This window comes from Mesorhizobium sp. WSM4898 (genome assembly GCF_029625845.1).
Lineage (GTDB): Bacteria > Pseudomonadota > Alphaproteobacteria > Rhizobiales > Rhizobiaceae > Mesorhizobium.
Genome location: NZ_JARTVQ010000017.1, coordinates 1 through 19,926, shown reverse-complemented (window position 1 = coordinate 19,926; position 19,926 = coordinate 1). Strand labels below are relative to the sequence as shown.

Below are 19,926 nucleotides of genomic sequence, written 5' to 3'. Positions count from 1 at the left end.
CCGGAGAAAATTACTGTGCGAGTTGATGGATCCTCGTTCCCGGTACGACAGCCTCAGCTATTTCACATAGATGCTTATGGTGCGTCAGGTAGATGACCTGACCTGTGTTTGCCATCGCTCCGAACAGCCTGAAAACCTCCTCCGAGCGAATATGGTCGAACGTCTCCATGATGTCGTCGGCGACGAATGGGACCGAGGGCCGAAATTGCGCGAACTCGTAATAACCGGCGAGTCTTAGGGCAAGGTACAGCTGAAATCGTGCACCCTTTGAAAGCGCTTCGGTGACCTTGGATTGCCCGTCACCCTGCACAGCAATGAGAACCTCACCACCTCTTACAGGCTGGGTTGTCAGCCCCGAATACTGGCCACGCGTCATTAGCTTGAACGCGTCTGATGCGCGCGCCATCATGCCGGAGCGATGGCTCTCACGGTAGATCCGCAAAGCATTGCCAGCCGACATGATGCCAAGCTTCAGCTCTATGTAGCGAACGGCCTTCTCCTCGATTTCCAGCAGGGTTGTGCGCCGTTCAGCATCCAGGCGTGCAACCGCACTATCACCGCCGATGGCGTCCAGCTTGTCGGCCGCGCGCGTCTGCCGGATCAGCTGTTGCTGGATGGTTTCATCGAACAGGCGAAGCCGCTGCTCACCCTCAGCCTTCTCGACCGCGAGGCCGTCGAAATCGATCGCGTCCAGGATCGAGCGGGCCTGCTCGAATCCGTCGACCGCGAGCTCCGCCACTATCCGTTCCTCAAGTTCGGCGACGGTGGTGCGCAAGCCATCGCGCTCACGCAACAGCTCATCGCGTTCGACTACCTCGGGCAGAGTGGCGACACCAAAGACGCCCAGCACCTCGTTCTTGCGGCGTTCGTGTGCCAAAATCTCAGTGTCGAGGATGTCGCGCGCCTCCTTGAGGCGCTTCAGGTCGTTGCCGAGGCTTGCCTTCGTTTCACGTGTCCGCTCGGCACGCTCTAGGCGCTCGGCAAGGCGGATGGCCAACTGCTCCGGGTCGGTATCCTTCGTCGGCTCGTCGGCTTCAACCGCAACGGCGATGACCTCGACCAGAAAATTGGCCCTGTCGGCCTCCATCTTGTCGATACGCAGCTGCAGGTCGTCCCGTTCCTGCAGGCTTCTTGAAAGTTCGGCCAATTGATCGAGCACAGTGCCGACGCCGGATGCGGAGAGCCCGCTTTCGAGCCAAGTTCCCTTGAGTGCTTCGGTAATGCCGGCCAGCCATTCCTCCTCGCGACGCTCCGCCACACCTACTGCAACCCGTCGTGCCGCTAGATCCTCTTCTTTGGAGCTCACCATTCTGAGCGCCTCGGCATACTCGGCGTCCACCTTGCGCTGCCGATCCAGAAACGGCTCCGCGATGGCCATGATTGCTTCGAGGGTGTCGTTGGACTCTGATACAATGCCGACGCTTCCCAGCACTGCTCTCATTTCCAAGCGTATCTGCTCGCCGGCGTCAGCGGCTCGCTCGGCCTTCAAGCGAGCAAGTTCGATCTGCTCCCAGGCAGCGAGCGCATCGCTGCGCGCCTCGATCTGATCCTCGATCCTTTCGATCAGGCGCTCAGACGAAGGTTCCACGGCGTCTCCGAGCAGGTCCCTGGCGGCCGCGCGGATTTCCAACAATTGGGTATCCACATCCTTGCCGAGCTGTGTGCGTTGGATGCCGTTGCGTGACAGGTTGGCCGCGGCCTCGGCCAGCTCGCGCGTAGTTGCCCGGATCTCAGCCAGATCCGCCGCGCCGGCCAGCCGGCCTGCGCTGGCAATGTCATCGCGCGCCAATGCCACGGCGAAGTCGTCAGCGGTGTCACCGGTCAGCGCTGCGCGGTGCGTTGCCCACGCATCATCGCGAACTCGGCGGATGGCGGTAGCCGCTTCATCGTCGACAATGTCGCCCGAGGCACGAAGGGCATCCAATCGTGCGGCGAGCATGGCATGGTTGCCCTCGTATTCAGCAAGGCGTTCGGCAAGTACGGCGGTGTTCCTTGCCAGTTCTGACGCTACCGTCTTCCAGGCGGCAATCTGCCCGGCGCTCGGAACCGCGACGTTGGCGAGAGCGAGGGCATCTCCGTTCCATGGACGCAAGCGCGCGAGCGCCGCCTTCCATCGGATTGTTCCCGCATCTTCCGCCTCGCGAGCCGTCCTAATCTCTGCCTGGTGTCCGCTTGCTCGCGCTTTCGACAAAGCCGAGCCCAGCCTTGCCCTGGCAGGTTCGGGCACCGCCCTTTCCTCGCCGACCCGCTGCCTTGCCACCTGCAGCGCATCGAGTGCCGCCGCGGCTTCGTCGCGAGCGGCACGCATCCCGGTAGCAATCCCGGACCTCTGCTCGACCATGGCGCGAACGACGCCAACGGTGACGGCAGGCAGAAGCAGCGCGCCAGGATCCGCCTCGGAAGATCGGCCCAAGGCGGCAAGGCAGCTCGCCACGCTGTTGTTGAGGATTTGCAGCTCCATCCTGCGAGTGGGCAAGTCAAAGCCAGCCGCGGTATGGCGCACCTTGCTCTCCGCCAGCCCGCGAATGCGTTCGGAAATCGACAGGATCGGTTCGTCCTCGTCGACCGCAGTGACTTTTTCCGCCAGGCGCTCGGTCTCGTCGATGTTTGCGGACAGCCGCGTTCTGAGGCTGGCATCGTCATCGATCAGTTCGGTGACACTTCCCGTCGATGTCCGGGCTGGGGAGGCGATGTCCGGCAGCTGATCCAGCCGGGCAATCTTGCGCCGGATATCCGCCAGCATCGGCGCAGCACGCACGTAACGAGCAAAGGTATCCAGCCTGGCCACCAGCACCGCCCGATCGCTGATGGTTCGGCCGTACTGCTGCGCTGCATCGAGACGTTCGGCCTCCAGGCCCTCGTAGGTTGATGCAAGGGTGTCGATCGCATCCCTGCGCGACTTTACGTCAACAAGGCGCTTCTTCAACAGCGCCAGTTCGGTTCCATGCGCCTGCTTCCGATACAGAGCGTCTGCTTCGGCCTCGAGGGCGTTCAACGTATCACTTGCGTTCCCAAGACCGGCGCTGGCCGTGAACAGAAGCTTGCCGAGGTCGCCCCGCGACTCCAGGATAGATTTTCCGCCGGCTTCCAACGTCTCGTCATCGAGTGAGAACATCGTCGTGTAGGCGTCGCGCGACAGACCGGCGAGATGCGCCGTGATCGCCACCTCGCTTACCGGTTGGCCCGTCGCATTCAATAGCGAATTACTGCGCTGTTTCGTACGCGTGAACGTGTGTTCGGAGCCGGCCAGTTCCAGCACCCCGCCGATGCGCATGGCACTGTACTCGTGCAGGAAGTTGTAGCGGCTCCGTTCCTCGATGCCGAACAGCAAGTCTAGATAGGCCGAAAGCGCAGTCGATTTGCCGGCCTCATTCAGGCCAAACACGATATGCAGATCAGGTCCGGATTCCGGTTTGGGTCCGAAGTCGATCGAACGATCGGTGAACTTTCCATAACGAATGAGGTCAAGGCGCCGCAACCTCATGACGATCCACCGGCCTTAAGGCGGGCAGTCACCAAGTCCGCGCCCTTGGAAAGCACCTGATCGAGGAACTGTTCCAGCCCGGCTTCGTCCGTCCCAGCAAAATCCCGCCCGTCGGCCGGAAGGTCGGCGACCATCTTTTGGACGAACGCCCTCGCCTCAGCGCGGAAGGCCTCCGAGGTGGCATCGGCACGCATTGATTGCTCGAGTTCGAAAATCGGATCAGCAATATCCTCGGCGGTCTCCGTCCGAGGCGGCGCGAGGTCAAGCTCGAGCTTCTCCACCCACGTATGGCCTAGCTGTTCCGCAGCCTGTTCGGCTTCGGCAAGAAGGAGGTCCCTGTCGCGGATCAGCGCCCACATCAGTGGTGACGTTCCTGTCAGGCCAATGCGAGCCACAGCATGACGCGATCGGACGGTTGCCCGCATCTCTTCGAGTGCGAAGCGAACACGCGCGACGGCCTCGGGCCACTCCACCGCTCCGGTAAGGTCGACGCTCACCCGTTCGAACTGCGCAACGCTGGTCAGCCGTTCCTCGATCTCCACCGAACGGTCGTGGCGCACCGTCACCAGGGTGACTGATTTCTCACCGGCCTCGTTGATATCCCTCCCCTGCGGTATTCCCGGCATCACCACGGCACTGGCGCCAGGATGGACTTGGCGAGCATGGATGTGGCCGAGGGCCCAATAGTCGAAACCGTGGGCGTGCAAGTCAGCGATGCTGCAGGGCGCGTAAACGTCGTGACCTGGCGATCCAGCCAGACTGGTATGCATGATGCCTATGTTGACGGCCCCTTCACGAGCCGCCGGATATTTGGTTAACAGGCTGTCCGGCGCCTTAGGGTTCGCAAAGCTCAAACCATGGAATACGACGTCCAGACCGCCGGCTGTCTGCAATACCGACTGAGCACGACCACCAAAGATGGTAACGGTGTCGGGAAATACCAGCTGTTTGGAAATCCGCGACAGGGCGTCATGATTACCGCGGATCTTGAAAACCATGATGCCGGCCTGGTGCAGGCGTGTCATCTGCGCGCCCAAGAACCGCGCTGTCTTCATTGAAGTCTGGTCGCCATCGTATAGGTCGCCAGCAATGACCAACGCGGCCACACGTTCCTCAAGGCAGAGATCCACTATCGAAACGAATGCCTGGCGGCTGGCGTCGCCCACCAGCCCGGCAAGATCGGGATTTCGCATCGCCAGCGAACGAAGCGGCGAGTCGAGATGAATATCGGCCGTGTGTACGAATCGAAATGCCATTCGGCCTCCGCCAGCAAAAGAGGTGTTCCGAGCTTCGACAGAAATTGCAACGAGGGCGCTGCAGCGCCCCGTTACACTTCAGCTAATTTCTCGCTCGCGGATTCGCCGGCCACCAACAAGCCGTCTTGGGACCGTAACACTCCTTTGGCAACCAAATCGGCGACCCCAGCTGAAATCAGCTGCCTTAATTGTGCGCTTGTGGCTTTGAAGCCCAGCATCCTGGCAACGCCTGTGGCGATTTCTTCCTCTGTCGCACCGAGGTTGGATTTCACGACTTCCATAGCGCCTTGGGCGACCTCGTCCTGCGCAATCATTTCGGGCTTGCGCAATCCAGCGGACACGACCCCACTGCGATCCCTGAGACGAACAGGAACACCTGGCTTGAAGCAGAAGTTGCCTCGACGGGCTACTGAACCACCTCTCTGTGCTATGCTTACCCCCCGCTCGATTGCATCCTGAATCCTGCCACCGGCCCGCTGCAGACCCCAGGCGTCCCGAATACGCGAAACTATTTCGTCGACATGGATTGGCGTTTCTGTAGCCACGACCTGCTCGACCAGTCCGGCCATGATTCCGCTGGGCGTCTCGTGGAGTTCGAACGATCCCGGTCGCTTTAGTTCGGCCTCTTCGTAGGCTCGATTGGGTGTCTCGGATCCGTTTGTGCTTTCGAGACCGATTTCCGTCACGTTGCCTCGGTCGACCGTAACAACCTGCACGGCTACAGCTCGATTTCTCTGGACCCCCAATTCGGCCCGCTCATCGAGTTCTTTTCTGGCGGCCTCAATCGCTAGTATGGTTCGCTCCAGCTGCTCACGAGGCCGTTGGAACCAGTCAGCGCTCCAGATGCGATGGATGATCCAACCATGGTCTTCCAGAACCGACTGCCGAAGCCGGTCTCGATCTCTGGCCGAGCGAGATGAGTGATATTCTGCGCCATCGCATTCGATGCCAAGAATATAGCGGCCTGGCCTCTCTGGATCCGCAACTGCGAGGTCGATGAAGAAGCCGGCAATGCCCACTTGAGCATGAACCTGATAACCCATTTCGATCAGCGCGTTGGCTACCTGTTCTACAAAGATTGAATCCATTTCGCGAACCGTGACTTGGGCAAGCGAAATTCGCCCTGTTCTCGCGTAGTGCAAGAAGAGCTTGAAGGCGAAGATGCCTTTCCCTTTGCCACGCTCCAGGTCGATGTCCTCGTCTGTGATGGACGCGAATACTTCGCAGCTGCGCTTGGCGCGGCTTATGAGGACGTTGAGCCGACGCTCGCCGCCTTCCGCGCCAAGAGGGCCGAAACGCATGGCCATGTATCCCTGGGCATTCTTGGCATACCCCACCGAGATCATGATCACGTCGCGCTCATCGCCTTGAACATTTTCGAGGTTCTTGACGAAGAATGGCTCGCTTGGATGAGCGTGAAAGAATTCCTCGGTGTCGGGATTTAGTCGCCGCAGCGCTTCGAGTTCATCCTGGATCGCGCGGCGTTGGCTAACCGAAAATGTTGCAACGCCTAGAGTCTCTTGCGGGTTCACCTTCGCATGACGGATGATCGCCTCCGCTACTGCTCTCGCCTCTACCGGATTGGTTCCTGTGCCGCCGGAATCGAAGACCCCCTCCGGCACATGATGAAACCGCAACCCCATACCTGCCTCTTGGGTATAAGGGCTTGGCACGATGAAAAGCCGGTTCTCGTAGAACTGGCTGTTCGATACTGCGATTAGAGATTGGTGACGGCTACGGTAGTGCCAGCGCAGCATACGCTGCGGCAAGCCGCGGGCCGTGAACAGGCCGAGGATGCTTTCAATGTCGGCGACCTGCGCGCCCTCACCCTCGTCATCTTCAGACTGCGAGCCTGTCATCTTCGCGAAGAATGTCGTGGGTGGCAGTTGGCGTTCGTCGCCAACGACGACCACCTGACTGGCCCTGGCGACCGAGCCAAGTGCGTCCACGGGCTGGATCTGAGACGCCTCGTCCATCACGAGCAGATCGAAGGACATCCGGCCGGGCGACAGGAATTGCGCCACCGAAAGCGGGCTCATCATGAACACTGGCTTCAGCGCCTGGATGGCAGGGCCTGCCTTCTGCATCAATTGCCGGATGGGCATGTGGCCTCGTCTGCGCGCCATCTCAGAACGAAGCAGTCCGACAGGTCCAGCTCCGCCGTCTCTTGAAGGAATTTTCCGGTGATGAGCCGTTACAACTTCGATGGCGCCGGCCTTGATGCGCTGGCGGTCCAGATCTGCGAAGTCACGTACAGCCCTGGAATGCAGTTCCCCGTCGAACCTTGCCAGCTCCGGCTCATCGGTCGCCATCGCCAGAAACATTCGTTCGTAGTAGGCCATATCAAAAACTGATCGAGCCGATCCTGTTGTAATCTGGCCGTTGGCTAGGCCGTCTATCAACTGTCCCAGTCCAGCCTTTCGGGCCGTTTCGGATCGCTCTTCATAGGCAACCCATTTCGAGAGCTGCTCCTGATGATCGAGCCAACCCTGCAGCCGAGAAACGACCTCGCCTATCGCGACGTCCGGAAAATCGACTACTCCAAACAAGGAGGGAGCATCGGCTTTCAAATCCCCTGTAAGCGCCTTCAATTCCCGCGCTGCCGCTTGGGCCGCTTCACGTGCTGAACGTGCCGAGTTTGCGATCTCGATTCTTTCAGGCAACCGCGCAGCCAGATGTCGGATCGAGCCATTTTCTTTCAGCCAAAGCTCGGCTTGCGTGAGAGCGGCCCAATCGGATCCTCGACCGTGCCACGACGAGCCGAATACGAACTTGCCAAGGCTCTCTCCCGCATCGATCCCTTGAGCAAGTGCTTGTAGTCTGCCTAGTCGGCGCAGTAGCTCCACCCGCTCAGTGATTAGATCCGGAACGTCAGTCAGAACCTGTCGTGACGCATCATCGGCTTGAGCTACAGTGCTCGCCTTCGCTTCCATCAGTTGCAGCGAGGCCCGCTCGGCGGAAGCCACGTCGCCTAGCATGGATGACGCGAGGTGCCCGAGATCGTTCCAGAAACCTTCGATAATTGGCCGACCGATTTCGATAACCTTGCGAACGCGCGCTGCACGCGCACCGGCCTCGGAGCGTTCCGCCATCCGGCCGGCGATAATCCGAGGTTCGGGGCCTAGCCCTCGTAGAGTCCGCATCCACTCCACTAGCGCGAGCAGTGGCGCGGAAGCCGATCGCTCCCCACGCCAATCTGCCCCGAAGGCGGAACGGCCAAAAGCGTCGCCTTCGCGGACTCTTGCTGCGGCAGCCTGACCCTTCATCAAAAGGTCGAGGAGACCAACTATCTGCGTCGCAGGCGCGCTAGGGTCGACCACAATAGTCCGCGCAAGTGCTGTGGCGCGACGGTAGTCGCCGTTCAATGCTTTCAATATTCCCGTGTGTGTGGCGAGCGCCTGCCGCGCCGCGGCCACCTCGGTGCTCCACGCCGCGTCAACAACCTTGCCCTGAAGGTCGGCTCTGGCAGCCTCAAGCGTCGCTACGCTGTCGGCAAGGTCGCCTGCCTGCTCAAGTCCGGAGTCCCAAACGGTGGCTGCGAAGGCCTCCGGACTTGCGTCAGGTGCTGCCGCTACTCGCTCGCCGGTCACGGCCAGCCTGAGCAAGCCTGCCAACGTGTCTGGCAATATCGCCGATCCGAGTTCCTGATTCAGGCGCTCAGCTTCTTCCCTCAAGCGTGGGAGCAGAATGGTGAGCTGTCGCGCACGATGGAAACCATCTTTCGGAAATTCCGAGGGAAGCTTTGCAAGCTCTGTCTCGAGACCTTCAATTGGCGTGTCGATAGCCGTTGCCGCCAACTGCTCCGAAAGTTCCTCGGACTTGCGGGCGAAATCCGTTCCTGACCAGAGAAGCGATGAAATGTCTTTCGGACGCTCATCCCATACCGGCGAGACGAGCGCCTCGGCAGGAAGTCCAGGCGCGGACGCGAGAAGCTCAGCGCGATCTTCTATCTCGCCGCTGTCGCTGAGAATTTTCGGAGGCTCGGCCTTGATCCGCTCAGCGATACCGACCAGTTTGGCGTGCAGTGCCTTGGCTTGGTCCAGCAACGCCGCGATGCGTGGGACGAGCCTCTCAATGGTCGTTGGAAGAACGACATCCAGGCCAACTCCCCGCCACGGGTGGTGGATCGGCAAGCCGATCTCGTTGATCCGCTGAGAGACCTCATCGAGCAATTTGCGACGTTGCGAAACGCCGTCAGTTGTCCAGCTTGTGGCATCCGTAAGTTCGATGTCCACTGGTTTCTGACCGACCTGCCTTAGTCGGGTTAGCTGGCCGAGAACCTGATAAGGAGTGAGTTCGGACGCTCCGAACGCAACGTGCATTCGTGCAGCATGTGCGTTGAGTTTATCGCGAGCCTCCAGCAAGCGATCAGTTAGGGAAGAAGGAAGCTGGCCCCTGGGCGATCCGAGTTGCCAGGTTCGCCGCAGCTCCTCTAGCATCATGCGCTTGTTCGCCTTGTTACTATGCAGCTCAAGGCAGGCGTCCCCCACCCCAGCAGTGTCAAGCCGTCGCTTGACGACCTCCAGCGCTGCCATCTTTTCGGCCACGAACAGCACGGTCTTTCCGTCGGCAACGGCCGACCCAATAATGTTTGCGATCGTCTGCGATTTTCCTGTCCCAGGCGGACCTTGGATAACGAGGTCGCGACCTTTTCTGACGTCATGGATCGCCAGTGTCTGAGAACTGTCACTGTCGACGATATGCAACATTTCGGCGGGCGCAATGTGCGGATCAATCGCTATGTCGTCCGACATAAGCGGCTCGCGTGTTTCGAAACCATCTGAAAGAAGCGAGCGGATCTTCGGTTGTTCGATAATCTTTGCGCCATCGGGCCAGAGATCCGGATCCAGATCACGGTACATCAAGAACTTCGCAAACGAGAAGAAGCCGAGCACCATATCGTCGCGAAGCACCTCCCAACCCTCTTTGGTCGAAATTGCTTCGGCAACGGCATCGAGATAGGCCGAGACGTCGAAGTCATCTCCCACCTCAAAACGCGGCAGAGCGAGCTTGTGAATGCGGTCGAGATAGAGTTCCAAGGAGAGGTTTGCGGTAAGATCTTCCGGCCGGGCTCGTAGGCGGAATTTTTCTCCAGCGGCCCCTCGCTCAAGCCGAACCGGCACCAAAATGAGGGGGGCCTGACGGATGTTCTCTTTGTTGTTCGGGTCAATCCACTTCAGCATTCCAAGGGCCAGAAAGAGGATATTGACGCCCTGCTCTTCCTCGAGTGTGCGGGCATCATGGTAGAGATCAAGGAGCCGCCGCTGCAGCCCAGTTGGGGTCATACGCGTCTGCAGCTTGGTGTCCGAGTGCCGCGCGGATATCCCTCTGTTATCGACTCCATCGTCCTCTGGTTGGGCGAGAGCGACGGGGGAATAGTCGATCTCTTCGTCTGGAGGGCTGCTTTCATCCTGGCCCGCTTTCGGCCTATCGGGCTTGCCGGCCAGGAAGGTAAAAGCCTTTCCTTCGGTCACCAGCAATCGATAAATTTCGGACGACTTCTCATCGACGATATCGATCGTCTTCGCGCTCTTGGAAAACCGCGGCACATTCAAAAGTCGATTGCGGGCGGAAAGATCGAGCAACTCCATCCTGGCGCGCTCGAGTTTCTCCTTTAGAGGGAGATCGCTTTGGAAGACTGACTGTTTTACGTCCAAGACTTACATCCCCTTTGAAAGGAGAACCAGCTAGAGCCCGCGTAGAGCGTTCGCGCAAGAAAAAACAGCCGTGTTCAATTAGAAACGACTGCGATCACTTCTGGACACCGTCCAATATTGCGACGTGTGATATGGGTCAGAGCCTGCATTCTTGGCCCCCTTTGCCTAGTCGCTATCCGACGAGGATTCTCGCTCCCTGCCCCCGTATTTAGCCGCCTCCACAATGTCTTTTTCTGACACAGAGAGTCCGTTGCGGACCCGAATGGCTCCCGCACTTGGAACGCGGTCCAATTCAGATCCAGTCTTTGCCTTATCCTTCTGGGGCTTAACCTCCGGCGGCGGGTCTTTCGAAAATGTCATGCGTAGGTCCTACTCGTCCAAATCTAAATGCATCCGCCTGTGAGCCTCAAGCCGCTTTCCTGGTCATACAAAGAAAACGCCGCGCCCAATCAATCCACCGTCTCTCGTGGTTCCGCATTCTGATTGGCGCTTTAACATTCATCACTATTAGCGCCTGGCATTTAGTATCCTCCCTCTACTGGTTTTTTTAGCCGATAAGTAATAGATCGGGATTTCACTGCAGAAGTCCGGAGCCATGAAGTGACTGACGAAATCCAAAATACGGCCACCGCGCTGATGGAGCTTACCGCCGATATCGTTGCGGCTTATGTGAGCAAGAATTCAGTGCCGGTCTCCTCATTGCCGGACCTTATTGCCAGCATCAATTCGTCATTAGCGCGTATCGGCCAGCCGTCCGAACCGGAAAAACCCGACCAAGTTCCCGCGGTCAACCCCAAGCGCTCAGTCACTCCAGACTACATCGTCTGCCTCGAAGACGGCAAAAAGTTCAAGTCCCTCAAGAGACACTTGAACACGCATTTTGGACTGACGCCCGACGCCTATCGCCAAAAATGGGGCCTCTCCAACGATTACCCCATGGTCGCGCCTAACTATTCAGCCAATCGCTCCAGATTGGCAAAATCGATTGGCCTCGGTCGCACAGCAGCCGCGCCCAAGAAAGCAGCAGCCAAGAAGTCAAAGACGCGCTAGCAAAACATTTGGCAGCTTCGCAAAGGATCGAAAATTGAATCGCGATCGCTATTCCCATCGCCGCAGCTCGCGGCCAAGACGCGGCCGGGTTTCAATTATGCGCAAGCGTTTCTTTTCACATAAATCATTAGCCGCGATCCTGGTGATCACGCTAGCAGTGGGCGCTTATGTCACCTCCTACTTTACAGGGTGGGGCAACCAGATCGCGGGACCCAATACAGCAAGCGCACTCGGGTCAAAACCGAAGCCTATCGTCGGCGTAGCGTCCATCGTTGACGGGGACACGATCGAGATCCACGGACAGCGTATTCGTTTCAATGGCATCGACGCACCTGAAAGCAGCCAAAACTGCAGCGACGCAAGCGGGCAAGAATACCCATGCGGCCGCAAATCCGCAGAAGCACTGGACATCTTCCTCAGTCAATCCCGACCCATCCAGTGCAACTTTGTTTCGTGGGATCGTTACAACCGCTTCGTTGGTGATTGTCAGCGGGCGGACGGTGCTAGCATTGCGTCTTGGATGGTCGAACAGGGTTATGCCCTGGATTGGCCTCGATACAGCCATGGTAGTTACGCGTCACAACAGGCAGATGCCCAAAGGGCCAAGATTGGCATCTGGGTTGGCACTTTCACAGCCCCTTGGGATTGGCGAGCAACACATGCAGCCAACAATAAACCCGGTAATGACACATCCTACGGCCTTACAGGCCGTCGCCAAATAGCTCAGAGCTATTCGTGTCAACCGCGTCGCTATTGTAAGCAAATCTCCTCATGCGATGAGGCGCGCTGGTATCTCAATAACTGTAGCTGGGGACCCAAATTGGACCGGGACGGCGACGGAATTCCGTGCGAAGGCATTTGCTGACCAAGCCAATTCCTTAGCGCGCTTTCAGCAAGCCGGACTGGCCACCAGCGTTTCGGTGCATTTGCGCGAGTGCCAATAGAGCCTGGCAAAAGGGCTGGCTGACGTTTGTCTTGGAAAATTCCACCAGCTCGTTGAGCCCGGATGGGCTAGAAAACCGCAAGGCTTCGTAGCGACAGACAGGGATCTGCCGATTATCTCTGAAGCGTTTGTCGGGTCCGCCATTCTTATTGGGATGAGCCCAGGTATAGCTCACGATCTCAGCATCAGATGGAACTTTGCCGGTCTCAATAAAATTGCTGGGGGCAAATTGCGTCCTGAGGTCTCCATACCCAACGGCACCGTACTGGTTTCCGTCCTTCACCAAAATCATGTCTGGCATGAAATAAAGGATTTGCCGGCCGACGTGTATCGACGGTGGTGTGACATTGCTGCGAACAACCGTCGGCAAGGAAGCTTGGAGCGTCGTCGACTTTTTATCGACCAACATCGTGGCTCCCGCATTGCGCTTCCAAGTCGTCAGATCCTCTATCTTGCCACCAGCCGCGACATGCCAACTCGCCGCGCAGCGTGTGAGCGTGTCAAAGGCGGCGACAAGTCGCCCGTAGGCCGCCTCCGCGTCCTGCTCCAAATCATAGTAGAGCACGCTCACCCGGCGGTAGCTGTCCAACCAGTTGCCAATAAGCATGCCCGGCAAAAAGGCAGCAATACCGATCAGCGCCACCCCACCTCCCAGCATTGCGCCTGCGATCAATCCGGCGATCCCAAACAGCACGGCCAGGATGAGCGACATTCGCGTCTGCGATTGCCTCGCATTGATTTCATCAAGCACATTGGCAAATGTCTCATCACGCATCTCGATCACATCGGCGGACTCGATTTCTCTCATCACGACGCCACCGCTGACATATTCCACGGGTGAGGATGTTGGATGGGGCTTTGGCCCAGATGGGAATTCAGACAGTTGCAGCGTCTGCTTGGCGCTGCGCTTTCCCAAAGTGCCTCGGTAGTAGAGACCGCCGACGCCTGCATGAATATAATGCCCTCGTGGGCCAGTCCCGATACGAAGACCTTGCACGCCAACGGACGCGCCAACCCCGCCAGACGAGAAGTTAAAGCGGAAAGGTCCCGCACTAATCGATTTTCGAACGTAAAACCCCATCCCCGCAATCCCCCCCAAGCCCTGTGAGCGAAACCCAAGGGCAGTTCGCCTCACAACTTTGGTACCGGAACCAGTCCAATATCTGTCTCTCGCGAACGTTGCCTGACCCTGATCTCAATTCGCCTCCTCGCCTTGACGTCGCCGGCCTGTGCGCCGTCGGTGAGCCGGTCGCCAGGCAATATCAACTGGCCGCCGGACATTGGCAGGATGGTGAAGCCTTTCAGTTCCGGCATATCGCGCAGGATGCCTGTGACGGAGATCGCTCGCGCTAATCCAAGCCCGGCATTGTCGGCAGGATGGAGTGTGCCAATGTCCATCTTGCGCGCCAGTACGGGCTGAAGGCCTCTGTCCATATTCGATGAGTCACCGGACATCGCCTGCTCGTCCGTGTGGCCAATCACCTCAATGACGTCCACACCATAGGAAGTTGCAATTCCAGCAATGGTCTTCGACATCTGCCGCAACTTCGTTTTGAAGCCACCGGAAAGCTCCGCACTTCCAGTATCGAAATTATAGCCATCGAGCTCGCTAAGACTGATGATCGGTGGCCAATCGTGTGGCTTGTCAGCAGAGGCCTCGTTCCTTGCCTTCTTCAGTGCGTCAGCAAGATCCTTGGACGTCTTGCCCGTGCCAACGTAGCCGAGCTCGCGCAGAACCTTCATCTTCTCGATCATGGCTTTGGCCTGATCAACGTCGACGTCGTTGTCAGAGAGGACTTTGGCGGCCGGCGCGCTTTTCACCGCTTCCTCAAGGGTCAGTCCCACTTTTTTGATTGCCTCTGCGGCCTCTTTGGCCCGGACCAATTCACGCCATTCTTGATCTGGTACATTGCGTCGACTTGCAGGCTTGACCATGGCATTCAGCTGAGCCAGCAACCGCTTGTTTTCCTCGTCAAGCTTGCGAGCGTTCTCATTGAGGGACTGCGCAATCTTCTGCGCTGCCGCAGCCTCTTTCTTTGTCTTGGCGATGAGCGCGCCTGCAGCAAGCAAAAGGCAGAAAACGAGAAGCAGCATCGTCTCAGCCATCGTCAGGCCGAGTATCAGGCCGCGGCCATAGCCCTTGCGCTCAAACGTAATGGCTGTTCCGCTAACCTCACTCACCTGCCCCACCAACTTGCTCTCTTTGGCGGTTCACCCTTCTCCACCTCCGCCGGACTGCTTAACGATCGGAAGGTGTCGCCCTCCGTGTCATCCGAAACCTTGATTGGCGTCTCCACAGGGGAGGCAACAGTGGAAGGTGCCGCCACTCGCTCGACATCGTTCGCTATCGCATTGCTCAGAGGCTGGGGAGTGCGCACGGCCGGGAGGCTATGTTGTGTAAGGGTTGCGACGAGGCCGCGTGTTTCATTGCTGTGTTTCTGCATCACAGCCATGAACTCCTCAGTCAAACGCTGCTGCGCTTGGACAGTTTCTGCGGTCTTTTCTGCGGCCGCTGCCGCTCTCTCCACTCCAGTCGCCACCTTGATCACTGCGTCGGCAAGACCGGTCATCCGCGTTTGCTGCTCTTGCGAGGCTGTTTCGGTTTTTATCGCATATTGTGCGACAGCATTACCCAGGAGCTTGACCATCGGCGCCAGATCGTTCTTCAGCACCTCATCAGGAACAACCACCTTTTCCAGCTTGGCAGCCATATTGTCGGCTTGATTACCGAGCTTTCCAACAGAGTTGGACATCGAGCTGTTGGCTTTATCCAGCAAATCCGCTGCAGCTCCAACGCGGTTCGCTATCGAAGCAAACTGGGTTTCGACTTGCCCGAAATTGTGCTGCAACGCGTCACTGAGCTTGGCAGACGCCTCTTGGACAGGCTTGATCGATTCCATGGCAATATTGTCCAGGGCAGATCGAATGTGCTCCCCATTGCGTGCCGCTTGCTCGGCAATCTCTGCAAAGCCCTCTTCGAGCATTTGATGGCTGACACGACGAAAGTCGGCGAACTCCCTGGTTACGCTTTCCATCTCGGCTCTTACACGCCGTGTCATGTCGGCAAGTTCGTGCCTCGCCGTTCGCTCAATGTCCGCGGGATCGCGCCGCATCTGATTGTAGAAAACCCTCAGAGCAATACCGGTGATCGTCGACGTGATCGCGATGCCAAAATTTTGGACGATCGTGTCGGTTGAGCCTTCCGTTCCAAACTGAAACAGCGAGACCCCAAGGCTCGTCAGGGTGAACAGGAAGCCCATATAGTAGAGGTTATCGCCGGTCTGCTCGTCGTGCAGTTGTAGCTTTCCAGCAAAGATCGAAACCCCGAGATAGAAAAACATCAGGCAGGCCGGTGCTACCGCCGCGACGATCGGATTTACGCCTGAGAGTTTTGCAATGGCGATGAATACACACCCGCCGAGTGTCAATGCCGCGAAAACCACGACCGGCAGACGTGGATGATCCAGCAAAGGTTTGTCGTGCGCTCTCGCCATCAGTTTAACCCATCCAAGCCAACCAGCTTTTCGAACTCGCCGTGATGGTTCTGGACCCAATGTGTCCAGAACTCCGCGTGATCCAGGGTCTGAAATGGCTTCTTTGCCCGATCGATATAAAGAATTGTGATGCCCACCCCATCCAGCGACGTCCCATATGTGCGGTCGGCGGCGCTGTTGAGGTATTTTTGGTAATCCAGTCCCGATCGGTACTGCGAGTAAATCGTCGTATGCTCGATCATGTCAGAGGCGACCACCAATCGCTTGGGACTGCCCTGTTTGGCCAAGCTGCTATCGAAGAGCGACAGCTTGATTTTCTGAATTCCAGCCATGATCGGAGATTGGCTCGCGGAAGCCGCATTCGGGATTTCATCGGGAAGTTTGTTCAAAGGATCGCCGAAGGCGTTTTCCCACTTCTTTTGACGCCGCGCAGGATTGTTGGTCCAACTATCGACGGTCGACCCATCACCGGGATTGCATCCATCGAACATCACCGTCAGCTCACCAGGCGCCGAGCTCAGGGTATAAATCCTCACATACCCACCCGGCTCGACCTGCCCAATGGTCTTTCGGAACTCGTTCTTGAGATCAGCCATCGTCGTTGCCGAAATTGGATCAGTGGCGTCGATGAGGACGGCGGTCAGGCTGGAGGGTCCGTCCAATGGGCAATTCGTGTTGGCGTCGATATGGCCATTGCCAGACCTGGTCCACATCCAGCCGAAGCCGGCCAACATCGCAACGGATAGCACACCAAGGGCAATGGCCGCGGCAATGGTACCCGCATTGCCTTTCTTGCGTCTGCGGGTTCGCCTAGACATTCACGCTGTCCGGGTGAAGCTTATCAAGATCTCGGTACTGCTCAATTCCCCGTTCGCATTCCTGACCAATCAGACGAACCTGCTCGTTGAGTTCCTCCTGCGCCTGGCGAATTGATGCGCCAACATCTCCCTCATTCCACTCCCGCTCGCCGGTGACGTATGGCTTGATGCGATCAAGTTTGTAGGGCGTTCCGAAATGCTTGGGCGCCGGCTCGGTCCTCGCCTGGATGTTGGCTTCCCGATACATCGACAAAAGCTGATTGCAGGCTCGCTCCAATTGGTCTTGATGCTGCGCAAAAAGAGCCAGAAGCCTCGATCGATGATCGACAATCGCGCGGTGCTCGCGCCGGCGACTACCAAGCTGCTTGACGATTTCCTCCACTTTTTCGTTGTGGTCGTCGCGGACATCCTGCAGCTCTTCGATCAGTTCCTTCTTTCGATCGATGTAGTCATCGCGCCGTCGAACGAGCCGATTTTCAACGCCAGTGTAGCCTGGGTAAGGGTCGAGCACGAACCAGCCGTCGATAAAAGCGAAAAGCGAAAACATCAGGCCGATCGCAAACAGCAACCAGGACTTGATGTCCGTGAGACCCGCTGGATTGGCGAGCATATTACGGATGACCTCAGCGCCGGCGCCGTCAGCGAGCGAGCCGCTGACCTCACGGTAGTGCGCTAGCGCCAAGTTTATCGAAATCGCCAAGCCGATATAGAAAAGGATTGAAATGATCCCAACGAATTTTACGAAAAACGACCGATGGGTGACGAGACGAGCGCAGAAAACCGCCAGGAGCAAAGCCGCCCCGATGTTGATGAAAGAGAATGCCGCAGCCTCAAGGATGCCACCAAAAAATCCCTGCTCATTGCCCTTGGCCAGGAAGTTGCCGTTCATCGCTGTCTCGACCAGAAACAGAAATAGCAGAAGCGATAGCCGGAAAATGTGAGCGGCACCGTGCTGCACACGCGCGGCACGAACGAGACCGTGCTTCTCCTTAAACCATGCATGCTCTTTTTCGGCGTCGTTCAGGGCCCTTCTCAGGCCGTGAAGTTCATCGAGGCCCACGGCGACCGAGGCTTTGAAGTCCGAAACGCTAGCGGCATTCGTCTGACGGATTAGACCGAATTGTTCCTCGAAATCGAGGCCGGCAAGACGACCTCCAAGGAGTTGCAGGTTGTCCTCAAGAGTGTGATGCGCAGCCTTCTTCTCATCCTCAACGCGTTCCACGATGGCATGTTCGACATCGTCGAGATTCTTTGCCGTTTTCGGGGGTTGGTTCACCTCGCCGCGCTGCTTTCCGCGGTTAATGACATCCAGGTCGCCGTCGATCTTGGCAGGGTCCAGGCTGTTGAATAGCTGAGTGCTCGCCCGAAAATCGTGGTTGGATTCTCGCAGTGAGTCACGCAACTTATTTAGTTTTTCGAATTTAGAGCCCACGCACTCACAACCCCAACTTTACGCCCCCCGGCAGAGTGGTTTCTATGCATAGTAGAGCTAAAGGGCAACCGCACATTCACTTCTATCCACTTGCTAGTGCGGATCAGGCTCAATTGAGTTCCAACAAATGATCATGGCTGCTGATCAACTGGTTGATCGGCCGCGACTAGTCATGTCATGAGCCGTGCTGCGATGCTCTAAGGACAGAGTGCTACGAGCGGGTTCGCGACTGGGAAATTATCCACAGTCGTATACGTGTACTGGATCTCACCGCCCAGGCGAACGAAGGCAGATAGTTCCTCCGCACGACAGACATAGTTTTTGGTCATTTCATCGATCTTCTGGACATAGACCGGCCGCGAGACGCCAGCAGCCAACAATTTGGCGTCTACTTCCGCATCGGTCTGAGCCCAGGTGGCGTTGAAAACGATCCTTGGCCCGATTGCGATGATGCTCCGAACGGAGATGTTCGAACTGATCAGCATGGGCAATGCTGGAGCCATTTCGGTTTGCATTTTTTTTGCGTAGGCGCAGACGTCGGTCTTGGTGTACTTCGAGAGGCATTCATTTGCCGTCGCCACCCTTGGCCATGTCAGCAGGATCGCCAACGGGACGTGCATCAATCGCAATCCATCCAAAGTATTCTCCTCGCCCGATCTTGGCCTGCACAGAGGAGCATCTATCCTATTTGTGTTCACAGTGCCACGAGCAGCTTGTGCCCGACCGGCAATAGTGCTCTGTCTGAAATACTTTGGGAGGGCAATAAAATGAAAACAACATTTCTCGCGGCTATGGCCGCTGCAATAATCGCTTGCGCGACCGGCGCGTTTGCACACAGTGGCGGCACTGATGCCAACGGTTGCCATACCAACCATAAGACCGGCGCGTATCACTGTCACTGAAGGTCACGCCTTTCTGAGGGACACAAACATGCTGAAGAACATCATGTCAGCTCCGCTGGGCCTCCTCTTCATGCTGGGCGGGCCGATCACCTACGTGATGAATGTCGTCGACACATGGCAGGGCCATGCATCAGTGGTCGTAAAAATCCTGATTAACTTGAGCCTGGATGCGATGTTGGCGTTCATTTGGCCGATCACTTGGGCAATCTGGCTTTTCAAATATATGGCGGGCGCCGAAACTCCACTAACAACCGTGCTGGGCGTTTGAGGATCAAGTTTGCTGAAAATAATGCTTTTCGACGCCGGCCGGAACGGTCCGGTTGGTCTGCATCTGTGTAGCTATTGCCTCGCTGCTGGCGGTAGCGCCATGGCCGTACGGCTATTACCAATTCCTCCGCGTGGTGGTCTTTTTCGCCGGGATCTACTGCGGAGCCATGGTGTGGCGATCAGGCCCTGAAAATCGCACCCTGGCTTGGGCGCTGTTTGGAGCGGCAGCGATCTTCAACCCGTTCATGCCGGTTCATTTGCCGCGCGAGCTGTGGGCAATCTTCAACGTCGCAGCGGCTACTCTGTTCGGCTTTGTCGCATACCGGCACCGGAATTAAGCCGATAATCTGAGATGGCCAAGAGTGGACCTGAGACGCCGAAGGTCAAGGCGCGCCCGAGGGTCACCGTGTCACAGCCGTTGGCGCTTTATGCGGGAGATCTCCTCGAGCGGACGAAGGAGTACTTCGAGGCTTTCAACCATCTAGGCTCGGAGTCGGAAAAGGCGCATCTTTTTGCCCGTTATTTTCTATTTTCGCATGCCCTAGATGTGGAGCTTCAACAGGTTGTCCTCGATCAGGGCGAGGCGACTGATAGGCGTTTTTGACTTTAGGCTGCCATGTGGA

At 57.6% G+C, this 19,926-nt stretch carries 14 protein-coding genes; 5 read left to right on the top strand and 9 right to left on the bottom strand.

Annotated elements, in window-relative coordinates:
- Positions 1-10: 10 nt before the first annotated feature.
- The 3 genes from P9228_RS30200 to P9228_RS30190 all read right to left on the bottom strand — a co-directional run bounded on the left by P9228_RS30200 (position 11) and on the right by P9228_RS30190 (position 10,397).
- Entirely contained in the window at positions 11-3,484 is a 3,474-nt protein-coding gene (locus P9228_RS30200; protein ID WP_063169422.1) for an AAA family ATPase, read from the bottom strand.
- Positions 3,481-4,740 carry a DNA repair exonuclease gene (locus P9228_RS30195; RefSeq protein WP_063169423.1) on the bottom strand — a complete coding sequence of 420 codons (1,260 nt, stop codon included), beginning with the start codon at positions 4,738-4,740 and terminating at the stop codon, positions 3,481-3,483. The genes P9228_RS30200 and P9228_RS30195 overlap by 4 nt, the downstream gene beginning before the upstream one ends.
- A 71-nt stretch (positions 4,741-4,811) precedes the next feature.
- The gene (locus tag P9228_RS30190) at positions 4,812-10,397 is read right to left on the bottom strand and encodes a DUF3320 domain-containing protein (protein WP_063169424.1); all 5,586 of its coding nucleotides are present in this window, start codon (positions 10,395-10,397) and stop codon (positions 4,812-4,814) included.
- A gap of 636 nt (positions 10,398-11,033) precedes the next feature.
- Between P9228_RS30190 and P9228_RS30185 the strand changes: the two genes are divergently transcribed.
- The gene (locus P9228_RS30185) at positions 11,034-11,447 is read left to right on the top strand and encodes a MucR family transcriptional regulator (RefSeq protein WP_082826711.1); all 414 of its coding nucleotides are present in this window, start codon (positions 11,034-11,036) and stop codon (positions 11,445-11,447) included.
- Between the two features lie 34 nt (positions 11,448-11,481).
- Positions 11,482-12,312: a thermonuclease family protein gene (locus tag P9228_RS30180; protein ID WP_127224212.1), complete on the top strand. Its 831-nt coding sequence runs from the start codon at positions 11,482-11,484 to the stop codon at positions 12,310-12,312.
- Positions 12,313-12,325: 13 nt separating this feature from the next.
- Here P9228_RS30180 and P9228_RS30175 read toward each other — a convergent pair whose 3' ends face one another.
- The 6 genes from P9228_RS30175 to P9228_RS30150 all read right to left on the bottom strand — a co-directional run bounded on the left by P9228_RS30175 (position 12,326) and on the right by P9228_RS30150 (position 18,772).
- On the bottom strand, positions 12,326-13,471 hold the full coding sequence (locus P9228_RS30175) for a DUF4236 domain-containing protein (RefSeq protein ID WP_095770037.1): 1,146 nt from the start codon (positions 13,469-13,471) through the stop codon (positions 12,326-12,328).
- Between the two features lie 50 nt (positions 13,472-13,521).
- Complete coding sequence (locus tag P9228_RS30170) at positions 13,522-14,571, bottom strand: hypothetical protein (RefSeq protein ID WP_082826712.1); 1,050 nt, start codon at positions 14,569-14,571, stop codon at positions 13,522-13,524.
- The gene (locus P9228_RS30165) at positions 14,568-15,884 is read right to left on the bottom strand and encodes a hypothetical protein (protein WP_063169428.1); all 1,317 of its coding nucleotides are present in this window, start codon (positions 15,882-15,884) and stop codon (positions 14,568-14,570) included. The genes P9228_RS30170 and P9228_RS30165 overlap by 4 nt, the downstream gene beginning before the upstream one ends.
- On the bottom strand, positions 15,884-16,702 hold the full coding sequence (locus tag P9228_RS30160; protein WP_063169429.1) for a hypothetical protein: 819 nt from the start codon (positions 16,700-16,702) through the stop codon (positions 15,884-15,886). The genes P9228_RS30165 and P9228_RS30160 overlap by 1 nt, the downstream gene beginning before the upstream one ends.
- Positions 16,695-18,134 carry a hypothetical protein gene (locus P9228_RS30155; RefSeq protein ID WP_063169430.1) on the bottom strand — a complete coding sequence of 480 codons (1,440 nt, stop codon included), beginning with the start codon at positions 18,132-18,134 and terminating at the stop codon, positions 16,695-16,697. The genes P9228_RS30160 and P9228_RS30155 overlap by 8 nt, the downstream gene beginning before the upstream one ends.
- A gap of 197 nt (positions 18,135-18,331) precedes the next feature.
- A complete protein-coding gene (locus tag P9228_RS30150; RefSeq protein ID WP_126066778.1) occupies positions 18,332-18,772 on the bottom strand; it encodes a hypothetical protein in 441 nt (146 codons plus the stop codon).
- Positions 18,773-19,064: 292 nt separating this feature from the next.
- On the opposite strand from P9228_RS30150, the gene P9228_RS30145 reads away from it, so the two are divergent.
- Genes P9228_RS30145 through P9228_RS30135 form a run of 3 tightly spaced genes read left to right on the top strand, consistent with a single transcriptional unit; the run spans position 19,065 to position 19,907 of the window.
- Entirely contained in the window at positions 19,065-19,304 is a 240-nt protein-coding gene (locus P9228_RS30145) for a hypothetical protein (RefSeq protein ID WP_082826591.1), read from the top strand.
- Between the two features lie 52 nt (positions 19,305-19,356).
- Complete coding sequence (locus P9228_RS30140; RefSeq protein WP_063169433.1) at positions 19,357-19,641, top strand: DUF6804 family protein; 285 nt, start codon at positions 19,357-19,359, stop codon at positions 19,639-19,641.
- Between the two features lie 14 nt (positions 19,642-19,655).
- The gene (locus P9228_RS30135; RefSeq protein WP_127248734.1) at positions 19,656-19,907 is read left to right on the top strand and encodes a hypothetical protein; all 252 of its coding nucleotides are present in this window, start codon (positions 19,656-19,658) and stop codon (positions 19,905-19,907) included.
- Positions 19,908-19,926 lie beyond the last annotated feature (19 nt).